This window comes from Mesorhizobium sp. M7A.F.Ca.AU.001.01.1.1, assembly GCF_004022735.1.
GTDB lineage: Bacteria > Pseudomonadota > Alphaproteobacteria > Rhizobiales > Rhizobiaceae > Mesorhizobium > Mesorhizobium ciceri.
Map to the genome: position 1 here is coordinate 1 of NZ_RZPF01000146.1, position 10,786 is coordinate 10,786.

The following is a 10,786-nucleotide window of genomic DNA, read 5'->3' on the forward strand; positions in this document are numbered from 1 at the left end:
GCAATCCGACCTCTCCCCGAGGGGAGAGGAGGTCGCCGGCGTCTGTGCTCGCCTCTTCTCCCCACCGGGGAGAAGGTGGCCGCGAAGCGGCCGGATGAGGGGGCCTTCGCCACCAGAAAGAGCGTGCCATCATGAAAGAAATCTCCTGCAAGCTGCTCGTCATCGGCGCCGGGCCGGGCGGCTATGTCTGCGCCATCCGGGCCGGACAGCTCGGCGTCGATACGGTGATCGTCGAGGCCGGCAAGCCGGGCGGCACCTGCCTCAATGTCGGCTGCATCCCGTCCAAGGCGCTGATCCATGCGGCGGAGGAGTTCGAGAAGGTGTCGCACATGGCGGGCGGCAAGAGCCCGCTCGGCATTTCGGTCACCGCGCCGACGCTCGATCTTGCCCGGACCGTCGCCTGGAAGGACGGCATCGTCAGCCGGCTCAACAGTGGCGTCGCCGGCCTGCTCAAGAAGGCAGGCGTGAAAACCGTGCATGGCTGGGCGAGCTTTCGCGACGGCAAGACGGTCGCGGTCGAGACCGAGACGGGCGTGCAGGTGATCCGGGCCGAAACGATCGTCATCGCCTCCGGCTCGGCGCCGGTGGAGCTGCCGTTCCTGCCGTTTGGCGGTCGGGTGATTTCGTCAACCGAGGCACTGGCACTCAGCGACGTGCCGAAAAATCTCGCGGTCGTCGGTGGCGGCTATATTGGGCTGGAACTGGGCATGGCATTTGCCAAGATGGGCGCTGAGGTGACCGTGATCGAGGCCTTGCCGCGCGTGCTGGCGCAGTATGATGCCGAGCTGACCCGGCCGGTGGTCAAGCGGCTCACCGCGCTCGGCGTCGAGGTGATGCTGGGCGCCAAGGCCAAGGGGCTTTCAACCAAGGGTGACGCGTTGCTGGTCGAGACCTCGGACGGCAAGAGCGCCAAGGTCGCCGCCGAAAAAATCCTGGTCACGGTCGGGCGCAAGCCGGTGACCGAAGGCTGGGGGCTCGAGCAGATCGACCTCGACATGGCCGGCAAATTCATCCGCATCGACGACCAGTGCCGCACCTCGATGCGCGGCATCTTCGCCATTGGCGACGTCACCGGCGAGCCGATGCTGGCGCACCGGGCGATGGCGCAGGGCGAGATGGTCGCCGAGATCGTTGCCGGCCACAAGCGCAGCTGGGACAAGCGTTCGATACCCGCCGTTTGCTTCACCGATCCCGAACTGGTGACCGCTGGTCTTTCGCCGGAAGAAGCCAAGGCGCTCGGCGGCGAGATCAAGATCGGCATGTTCCCGTTCGCGGCCAACGGCCGGGCGATGACGAAGCTGGGCGAGGACGGCTTTGTCCGCGTCTTGGCCCGCGCCGACAACCATCTGGTGCTCGGCATCCAGGCGGTCGGGCAGGGTGTGTCGGAACTGGCGGCGGCGTTCGGGCTGGCGCTGGAGATGGGCGCGCGGCTGGAGGACATCGCCGGCACCATCCACGCGCATCCGACGCAGGGCGAGGGATTCCAGGAAGCAGCGCTGAAGGCGCTGGGACACGCGCTGCATATTTAATTCGCGATGGCGCAAAAGCGGTGATGCCGGCGGGACAGCGCCCCCCTCTGTTCTGCCGGACATCTCCCCTCAAGGGGGGAGATTGGCAGTTTCGGGCAACCTGCCTCTTCCAAAACTTTCAAAAATTGGCGAAATCTAAGATGACAGCCGATCTCCCCCCTAGAGGGGGAGATGCCCGGCAGGGCAGAGGGGGGGCACTGTCCCGCCCGCCTCTCCACAAGAGAGACACGCCGCTTCACCCCGCCAGCCGACTCACCATTTCGTGCTGGGCATAGGCGCGGCCAAAACGGTTGGCTAGAAACGCGTCCAGCGCGATGTCTTCCTGCTTGATGAAGCCGGTCGCCGGCAGGCTGCCGTCGGCCAGCATGTCGAGCACGGCGCAGATGCCGGACGCCGTGGTGATCTGGATGGCGCTGCGCACCACCTGGCCGATACGCTGGGAATAGACCTTGTTGGCGTAGGTCTCCTGCAGCAGGCGGCCGTTCTTGCGGCCGGAGACGGTGACGAAGACGATGACGACGTCCTGCAATGTCGCCGGCAGGGCGCTTTCAAAAATGTCCTTCAGCACGTCGCGGCGATGGCGCAGGCCGAGGTCGTTGAGCAGCGCCTTCATGATCGCGGCGTGGCCGGGGTAGCGAATGGTGCGGTAGTTGAGCGTGCGCACCTTGCCCTTCAGCGTCTCGGCCAGTGTGCCGAGGCCGCCGGAGGTGTTGAATGCCTCGTAGGTGACGCCGTCGAGCGAGAACTCCTCGCGCTCTTCCAGCGGCGGCACCTCGACCAGCTCGCCTTCGACGATCGCCTCGCAGGGCTCGCAATATTCGTTGATGACGCCGTCGGTGCTCCAGGTGAGATTGTAGTTCAGCGCGTTGGACGGGTATTGCGGCAGGGCGCCGACGCGCATGCGCACGCTTTCCAGCGAATCGAACCGGCTGGCGAGATCGTTGGCGACGATCGAGATGAAGCCCGGCGCCAGGCCGCATTGCGGAATGAAGGCGCTTCTGCCCGAACGCGCCAATTCCTTGACGCGGCGGGTCGAGACGACGTCCTCGGTCAGGTCGAGATAGTGCACGCCGGCACTGGCCGCCGCCTCGGCGATGCGGGTGGTCAGATGGAAGGGAGCGGCGCTGAGCACCGCGAATTTGCCGGCGAGTGCGGCTTCAAGCGTGCCGGACGCTTCGATGTCGAGCTCCAGCGTCGCAACCGTGGCCGGGACTTCGGCCGCTGCGAGCTGTGCTGCCGAGCGGTCGACGAGCGTGACCTGATAATCTCCCGTGGCGGCGAGCATCTCGGCAATGGTCGAGCCGATCTTGCCGGCGCCGACAACGACAATTTTCTTCATGACAAATCCCTCACTGGTTGTGAGCACAGATTCGCAGCTTGCCCGTCGAAAGGAAGCGTGGTTCTGTACGAAACGAACCCATTGATTGGTCAGTCCGCCGAGAAGAATCGTCGAAATGCTCAGCGATGCCGAACAGACCCTGCTTTCGCTGCTGCGCGAGAATGCGCGCGCCTCGACCGCCGAGCTGGCGCGGCGGCTTGGCGTCTCGCGGACAACCGTGCAGAGCCGGATCGAACGGCTGGAGCAGCGCGGCATCATATCAGGCTACGGCGTGCGGCTGGCGCCGGATTATGAGCAGGGGCTGGTGCGGGCGCATGTGCTGCTCACCGTGACGCCCAAGCTTGCCGACAAGGTGGTGCGCGGCCTGCGCGGTTTGGCGACGGTCAGGACGCTGCATTCGGTCAGCGGCAATTTCGACATGATCGTCATCGTCGATGCGCCATCAATCCGCGACCTCGACATGCTGCTCGATCAGATCGGCGCCATGGATGGAGTCGAGCGGACGCTGTCGTCGATCATCCTGTCGACGCGGATAGATAGGTGAGGGGACCTCTCAACCCAAGCTGGGCTTGAACAGCACCAGCCGTTTCGCCGGCTAATCCGTAGCCAGCGGAAAACGCACCACCACCGCAAGTCCCGGTCGGCAATCCTCGAGCGTGATCGATGCGCCGTGCAGATCGGCGATGGCCCGGACAAGGCTGAGCCCGAGGCCGCTGCCTGATGTCGAGCGGCTGTGGTCCAGCCGGTAGAGCCGCTGGAACACTTTCTCGCGCTCTGCCGCCGGAATGCCGGGACCGTTGTCGGCGACGCCCGCAACGACGCGTTCGTCCTGGCGCGCCACCGACAGCTTTATCGTCGTGCCCGATGGACAATGGCGCAACGCGTTCTCGACCAGATTGGCGAACATCTGCGTCAGCAGCTCGCGATCGCCATGGATCCGGTCCGTCGTTTCCTGTGGTTGCGCCAACGACAGCGACTTTCCGTCGTCCTCGGCAACATCGGCATAGATCTCGGCGATGGTTTGCAGCACCTCGCCCAGATCGACATCGGTGAACCGCGCCCGGCGGGCGCCGGCCTCGATCTGCGCGATGCGCAGCAGGGCATCGAAGGTCTCGTTGATCTGCAGGCTCTCGGCATGCGCCTCCGCCAGTTCAGCGGCGATTTTCCGGCCCGACAGGTTCTTTTCCGACGCGGTGTCGAGGATCATCTGCAACCGGTTGAGCGGCGTCTTCAGATCGTGGGCGATGTTGGCGCTGACCTGTTTCATGCCTTCGACCAGCGCCGACAGGCGGTCGAGCGCGGCATTGACCTGGCTGGAGACGATGTCGATGTCGTCGCCCTTGCCGGTCAGCGGAATGCGGGTGTCCAGCCGTCCATGCGAGACATCCACCATGGTGGCGGCGATGCCGTCGAGACGGCGCTGGACGCGCGAGGCGAGCAGGGCGCCGCCGGCGACCGCCAGCCCGGTGATGATCAGGGTTCCCCAGCCAAAGCTCATCAGCACGATCCTCTCCAGCTCCTCCGTCTCGGAAAGGCTGAAGGCGACGGTCAGCGTGTTGCCGCCGACCGGGCCGGAATAGGCGCGGTACTCGGCGCCGGGCGGCACGCCGGGCATTTCGGTGTCGAACATCGAGAAGCCGTCGGGAAGCCCTGCCGCGGTGAAGTTGCCGGCCAGGCGATTGCCCGTTGCGTCGGTCAACGAAAACAGCTGCTCCTTCTTGAGGCTGCGCAGGGAGTGGCTGCCGACGGTCTCAACCAGCTCCTTGAGATCGTTCTCGGCATAGGTCGCGGCGACGACCGCGTAGGTTTCCTTGATGGTGTCGTCGAGCCGCTCGGCAAGATCGGCGCTCATCATCTGGTAGACGATGGCGCCAGACAGGACGAAGGCCAGCACGAACAGGAAGGCGAAGGTCAGGGCAAGCCGGAATGGCGTGCTGCGCAGCAGGCGGGACCAGGTTCCGGTCATGGCGCGTGCAGGCTGTAGCCGGTGTTGCGGACGGTGTGGATGAGTTGGGTTTCGAAGGGCTTGTCGACCTTGGCCCGCAGCCGGCTGATATGGGTCTCGACGACGCTGGTCCTGGGATCGAAATGAAAATCCCAGACCCGCTCCAGAAGCATGGTGCGGGTGATGACGCGGCCTTCGCCGCGCATCAGCACTTCCAGCAAGCTGAACTCCCGCGGCTGCAGGTCGATTGGCTGGCCCCGCCTCGTGACGCGGCGCATGATCAGGTCCATTTCGAGGTCGGCGACCCGTAGGACGGTTTTCTGCTCCTGCGCCGCCGGCCGCCGGCCAAGCGCGTTGATGCGAGCGAGGAGTTCGGAAAAGGCGAAGGGCTTGACCAGATAGTCGTCCCCGCCGGCCTCGAGCCCCTCGACGCGGTCGTCGATGCCGCCGACGGAGGTGAGGAAGATCGCCGGCGTGCGCACGCCGGCGGCGCGCACCGCCTTGACCATCGACAGGCCGTCGAGACCGGGGATCATCCGATCGGCGACGATCACGTCGTATTTGCCCCGGGTCGCCGCGAACAGCCCGTCATGGCCGTTGCGCAGGAGATCGCAGACATGGCCGGCCTCGGTCAGTCCCCTGACGATATAGTCGGCCGTCCTGTGGTCGTCCTCGACGAGAAGCAGTCGCATGAAAGGTCCGGTCCGTTGCCGAGATGGACAGGCTATCACCGGCACGGGCTTGTTCCTAGGATGTCACGAAGGCGCAGGGATGGTGGCGCTAGAACGTTCACGATTGGCCGAAGCGGTGGGGTTTTCGGCAATTGTCAATGCTAGCGCATCCGCCCTGCACCTAGTCCAGGTCCAGCAACAGTTCATCGGCTTCGTCGGTTGTCCCCTTCAGGGTCATGTGCAGGACGAGCGCAATGATACAGCCGAGGAAGAGCAGGCTGGTGAAGATGGTGCCGAAGCCCAGGCCGCCATGCCTGGCCGATCGCGACAGCAGGTCACCGAAGGAGGCGCCGAGCGGCCGCGTCAGGATATAGGCGAGCCAGAAGGCCAGGATGCCGTCGAGATTGAGCAGCCAGTAGGCCAGCACGATGAGCGCGATGGCGCCGCCGAACAGCAGGCCTGTGGTGAGGTAGCCCATGTCGAAGCTTTCGGCGACGAGATCGCCGGCGGCGGTGCCGAGCGCGAAGGTCAAGAGGATCGCCAGCCAGTAGAAGATTTCGCGCCTGGTGGTGAAGATGGTGTGGATCGACAGCGTCCGTTCGCTGGCGTACCAGACCGCGAATGTCGCGGCGAGCGCAACCGAGAAGGCGATGGTCGTGGTCTGCAGGCGCACGCCGAAAGTGTCGACGAGATTGTCCGTCACCAGGGTGCCGACGATGCTGATCAGCACCACCGCCAGCCAGTAGGCCCACGGCACGTAACGCTTCTGCGCAAACTGCAGGACGAGGGCAGCGATCAGGATGCCGGTCATGATCAGCGAGGTGACGGTCAGCCCAAGCCCGATCGTGTCGGCAAAATAGTCCGCCGCGGTCTCGCCGGTGGTGACCGCCATCAACTTGATCACCCAGAAATCGAGAGTGACGTCGGGAACTCTGTTGTGGCTCGGTGGGGCGGGTTGTTGCCTGTTGGGCGCGAGCATGGCTGAAGTCCTGAGGTCGACGGTTGCGGCGGTGGCGATCCGCGCAGCGTAAGCAAACGAGTTCACGCCGGCCTGTCCGGCGGCATACAAATTCGTAAGAATGGACGTGGGCCGCGCAAAGTCCTTTACGAACGCCCGGCGCTGCGCCGATAGAGGGCGTGCGCCTTTCATCCGCCATCAATGTCATGCCCATTGCTCACGGGCACTCGTCAGTGCCCCAGGAAACACCAAATGACCTACGCTACCCTCAAGCCGGTTTCCCAGGCCTTCGACCAGCGCAAGCGCCTGATCTTCGTGCGGGTTGCGGCGGCGCTGGCGGTGTTGCTGCTGTTTCTCACCAAGCCGGGGCTGAGCGAGGGCTCCGACGGGCACGAAACGCTCGAATTCTTCGGCTTTTGCCTGGTGCTCGTCTGTGTCGTCGGGCGGCTGTGGAGCATTCTCTATGTCGGCGGCAAGAAGAACGAGGAACTGGTCTCGACGGGACCGTTCTCGACCACGCAGAACCCGCTCTATTTCTTCTCGACGGTCGGCGCGGTCGGCATTGGATTGCTCTACGGCTCGCTGATGACGGCCGTGGCGCTGGGCCTTGCCAGCTTTTTCATCTTTCGCGTCACGGCGCGCAAGGAAGCCGAATTTCTGCTCGGCAAGTTCGGCCCAGCCTATCTTGCCTACACCAAGAGCACGCCCCGGTTCTGGCCAAACCCGCTGCTCTACCGCGACGATGACGAACTGCAGTTCTCGACGCGGGCTTTGAAGCGCACGTTTTTCGACGGGCTCTATTTCCTCGCCATCTTCCCGGCCATCGAACTGGTCGAGCATTTCCGGGCGACCGGCATGCTGTTTCCGGCCTTCGTCACGCTCTACTGATCAGCTGGCTCTAGCTGCCGAGCGGATGCGGCATGTAGCCGACGAAGCCTGATATCTTCCAGCTTCCGCCGACCTTGCTGCAGAAATACAGCGTCTGCCATTTCAGCCGGTCGACGCTGCCGTCCGCCTTGGCGACCGAGCCGTCGAACTTCTTGTGCAGCACGGCGCGGTCGCCGTCGACGTCGATGTCTCGCATGTTGGTGACGCGAAACAGCGCCTCGCGCAGCGGCTCGGCGAATTTGGTCGCCGCCGTCTCTTTGGCCTGGCGCAGCCATTCGTCGCGATAGACTTCGAGCCTTGGAAACTGCAGCCGCCAGGCGTCGGCGTTGTGCAGGAAATGCGCATGCATGCCGAAGAAACTCTCGGCGACGAAATCGTCCTCGACCATGGCCCAGTCCTGGCCGATGAAGGCGTCGATGTCGCGCCGCACCAGCATTTCCCAGAGCGCGTGGCGATCGGCATCGCCTGATGGAAACGGGTTCTTGTCGTAGGTCATTGCTGCTGTCTCCGCTCTGGCAAATCCGTCTATGCGGTGCGGCTTCCAAGCCGCCCGTCAGCGCGTACGATGCAAGGGCTCTTGTAATAAAGCAACGCAGATTTCCAAGAATGTTGCTTTCCAACAAGGCCCCTATGAGGATCGGCCGGATCGGCGTAAATGTCGATCGAAGCGGGCGCTGCAATGGCACCCCGTCCTGTCATCAGAGGAGGCTTGTCCCTTGCCGAAACAGTGTTTTGGAACGTCGCATGTGCCGTTGTCGCCCGCCGTGCGGGCAGGCGATCTCGTCTATGTCTCGGGCCAGGTTCCCGTCGGCAGCGACGGCATCGTGGTCAAGGGCGGCATATCGGAACAGACCGAGCAGGTGCTCGCCAACGTCAAGGCCGCGCTGGCGCTGGCCGGCTGCACCATGGACGATGTGGTGAAGACCACCGTGTGGCTGGAAGACGCGCGCGATTTCGGCGCCTTCAACGCGGTCTATGCCAGGCACTTTCCGAAGAACCCGCCGGCCCGCACCACGGTCGAATCGCGGCTGATGATCGATATCAAGATCGAGGTCGAGGCGGTCGCCTATCGGCCTCTGTAAGCAAAGCAACGAGCGGAGGTTACTCCATGCAATTCGACCTCCTGCTGAAGGGCGGACGGCTGATCGATCCGGCCGCTGGCCTCGACGCGCTGCGCGATGTCGCCATCGCCAATGGCCGCGTTGCCGCGGTCGACGCCGATATCCCGGCGGACAGCGCCGCGCAGATCGTCGATGCCGGCGGCTGCATCGTCACGCCGGGCCTGGTCGACCTGCACAGCCACGTCTATTGGGGCGGCACGTCGCTTGGCGTCGATGCCGACCGGCTGGCCGCCAAGAGCGGCACCACCACCTTCATCGATGCCGGCAGTGCGGGCGCCGGCAATTTCCTCGGCTTCCGCCGCCATGTCATGGAGCGCTCGAAGGTTCGCATCCTGGCCTATGTCAACATTTCCTTTGCCGGCATTTTCGGCTTCTCGCAGACGGTGTCGGTCGGCGAGTGCAGCGATCTCAGGCTCTGCGAACCGCGCGAGGTTGTGGCTGCGGTGCGCGAGCACCGCGATGTCGTGGTCGGCGTAAAGGTTCGCTCGGGCAAGCATGCCGGCGGCACCAGCGGCATCGCGCCGGTGGATCTGGCGCTGGAGGCCGCCGACCAGGCCGGCCTGCCGCTGATGGCGCATATCGACGAACCGCCGCCCGGCCGCTCGGAAGTGCTGCCGCGCCTGCGCAAGGGCGACATTCTCACCCATTGCTTCCGGCCTTTCCCGAATGCGCCGGTGTTCGCTTCCGGCGCGGTGCGGCCCGACATGCGGCTGGCGCGCGAGCGCGGCGTCATCTTCGACATCGGCCACGGCATGGGCTCGTTCGATTTCGCCGTCGCCCGCGCCATGCTCGAAGAAGGGCTGGCGCCCGACGTGATCTCGAGCGACGTGCATCTCTACTGCGTCGACGGTCCCGCCTTCGACATCCTCGTCTGCATGTCGAAGCTCCTGGCGCTCGGCATGCCGCTGGTCGAGGTCCTGCGCGCCGCCACGCAAGCGCCGGCGCAGGCGATCGCGCGGCCTGACCTGGGCACACTGGCCGTCGGCACGGTCGGCGACGTCGCCGTGCTCCGTCAGCGCCCGGGCCGCTTCACCTTCGTCGACGCGGTCGGCGCGTCATTGGTCGCCGATCAGAGACTGGTGTGCGAAGGCATCGTTATCGGCGGCACCTGGTGGCCGAACGAAGCGGTCAACGATGTCAGCGAGACTGAGCGGTTTGTGGCGCATGCCGCGCATACCCATGTCGAGGTTGCGGCGAGGCACTTTGGGCATCGGCACGACTAGCTGATCTCGCCAGCTTGTGCCTGTCTTGGGACTGTGCGCTTGGCGAATGGCTTCCCCCACTCCGTCGCTGCTTCGCAGCGCCACCTCTCCCCCCTCCGGAGCGAGAGGAAGGAGCCAAGGGCGGCGAACTCGCGCCTTCCTCTCCCTCGCCGATCTGTGTGGCGCCCTTCCTCTACCCCGTCGATCGGGGGAGAGGTGGCGAGCGAAGCTCGACGGAGTGGGGGTCGACTTTACCCGGCGTTGCTCACCGCCCCGTAAACCGGCGTCTCAATGCCTTCCATCCGCGCCTTGATCTGCAGCGCCACATATTTCGAATAGAAGCGCGACAGCGCCAGATTGCCGCCGTGGAACCAGAGCGCTTCCTGGGCGGTCGGCTTCCACATATTGCGCAGCTCGCCTTGCCAGGGGCCGGGGTCGCCCTTGACGCCGGAGCCAAGGCCCCAGCACGGGCCGACCTTGTCGGCGACTTCGCGCGAAACGATCGCGGCGACATTCTCGTTCATCGACTGATAGCCGGTGCAGGCGATGATGGCGTCGGCGGCGAGTTCACTGCCGTCCTCGAACAGGATGCCGCTCGGGGTCAGCGACTTGATGGCGACGCCGCTGCGGATGCCGATCTTGCCGTCGATGATCAGGTCGGAGGCGCCGACATCGATGTAGTAGCCGGAGCCGGTGCGGTAGGCCTTCATCAGAAGGCCGGTCTCGTCGTCGCCGAAATCGATGGCGAAGCCGGCGGCGCGCAAGCGGTCGTAGAAGGCCGCGTCGCGCGCCTTGATCACCTCGTAAAGCGCCTGCTGGCCCTTGGGCACCAGCGCGAACGGCGTCGAGGCGACGATCATGTCGGCCTTCTCGGTGGTGATGCCGCGCGACAGTGCGTCTTCCGAGAAGATCTCGAAGCCGACTTCCATCAGCGTGTCCGACTTGACCACTGTCGTCGGCGAACGCTGGATCATGGTGACCTCGGCGCCGCTCTCCCAGAGGTCGACGCAGACATCGTGGCCGGAGCTTGCAGCGCCAATGACGGCGACTTTCCTGCCGCGGAATTTGTCGCCGCTGGCATACTGGCTGGAGTGCAGCAGCTCGCCCTTGAACCGGCCGGCGACCGGCAGGTC

Annotated in this window: 11 protein-coding genes; 5 read left to right on the forward strand and 6 right to left on the reverse strand. The window is 64.9% G+C overall.

Features of this window, described 5'->3' with window-relative positions; all coding sequences use genetic code 11:
* The first annotated feature begins 131 nt into the window (after positions 1-131).
* Positions 132-1,529 (forward strand): dihydrolipoyl dehydrogenase, encoded by a 1,398-nt coding sequence (gene lpdA, locus EN884_RS11655; RefSeq protein ID WP_063169593.1) that lies wholly within the window; start codon positions 132-134, stop codon positions 1,527-1,529.
* 235 nt (positions 1,530-1,764) lie between these two features.
* On the opposite strand, the gene EN884_RS11660 is transcribed toward lpdA, so the two are convergent.
* Positions 1,765-2,868, reverse strand: a complete 1,104-nt coding sequence (locus EN884_RS11660; protein ID WP_024504078.1) for a saccharopine dehydrogenase family protein — start codon at positions 2,866-2,868, stop codon at positions 1,765-1,767.
* Positions 2,869-2,983: 115 nt separating this feature from the next.
* On the opposite strand from EN884_RS11660, the gene EN884_RS11665 reads away from it, so the two are divergent.
* A complete protein-coding gene (locus tag EN884_RS11665; RefSeq protein WP_013528746.1) occupies positions 2,984-3,412 on the forward strand; it encodes an Lrp/AsnC family transcriptional regulator in 429 nt (142 codons plus the stop codon).
* 51 nt (positions 3,413-3,463) lie between these two features.
* Here EN884_RS11665 and EN884_RS11670 read toward each other — a convergent pair whose 3' ends face one another.
* The 3 genes from EN884_RS11670 to EN884_RS11680 all read right to left on the reverse strand — a co-directional run bounded on the left by EN884_RS11670 (position 3,464) and on the right by EN884_RS11680 (position 6,463).
* Positions 3,464-4,834 carry a HAMP domain-containing sensor histidine kinase gene (locus EN884_RS11670; RefSeq protein WP_024504077.1) on the reverse strand — a complete coding sequence of 457 codons (1,371 nt, stop codon included), beginning with the start codon at positions 4,832-4,834 and terminating at the stop codon, positions 3,464-3,466.
* Positions 4,831-5,505: a winged helix-turn-helix domain-containing protein gene (locus tag EN884_RS11675; protein WP_013528748.1), complete on the reverse strand. Its 675-nt coding sequence runs from the start codon at positions 5,503-5,505 to the stop codon at positions 4,831-4,833. Before EN884_RS11675 ends, EN884_RS11670 begins: the two co-directional genes overlap by 4 nt.
* 160 nt (positions 5,506-5,665) lie before the next feature.
* On the reverse strand, positions 5,666-6,463 hold the full coding sequence (locus EN884_RS11680) for a hypothetical protein (RefSeq protein ID WP_063170407.1): 798 nt from the start codon (positions 6,461-6,463) through the stop codon (positions 5,666-5,668).
* Between the two features lie 231 nt (positions 6,464-6,694).
* Between EN884_RS11680 and EN884_RS11685 the strand changes: the two genes are divergently transcribed.
* Positions 6,695-7,330, forward strand: coding sequence for an isoprenylcysteine carboxylmethyltransferase family protein (locus tag EN884_RS11685; protein WP_063169592.1), 636 nt, complete (start codon positions 6,695-6,697; stop codon positions 7,328-7,330).
* A 10-nt stretch (positions 7,331-7,340) separates the two neighbouring features.
* Here EN884_RS11685 and EN884_RS11690 read toward each other — a convergent pair whose 3' ends face one another.
* Positions 7,341-7,826 (reverse strand): hypothetical protein, encoded by a 486-nt coding sequence (locus EN884_RS11690; protein ID WP_027162851.1) that lies wholly within the window; start codon positions 7,824-7,826, stop codon positions 7,341-7,343.
* Between the two features lie 220 nt (positions 7,827-8,046).
* Here EN884_RS11690 and EN884_RS11695 point away from each other — a divergent pair, with 220 nt between their 5' ends.
* Positions 8,047-8,412, forward strand: a complete 366-nt coding sequence (locus EN884_RS11695) for a RidA family protein (RefSeq protein WP_063169591.1) — start codon at positions 8,047-8,049, stop codon at positions 8,410-8,412.
* Between the two features lie 26 nt (positions 8,413-8,438).
* Positions 8,439-9,674, forward strand: a complete 1,236-nt coding sequence (locus EN884_RS11700) for an amidohydrolase/deacetylase family metallohydrolase (protein ID WP_063169590.1) — start codon at positions 8,439-8,441, stop codon at positions 9,672-9,674.
* 230 nt (positions 9,675-9,904) lie between these two features.
* On the opposite strand, the gene EN884_RS11705 is transcribed toward EN884_RS11700, so the two are convergent.
* Positions 9,905-10,786, reverse strand: an 882-nt coding sequence (locus tag EN884_RS11705) for an NAD(P)/FAD-dependent oxidoreductase (RefSeq protein WP_164894980.1), incomplete at its 5' end; no start/stop codon positions are given.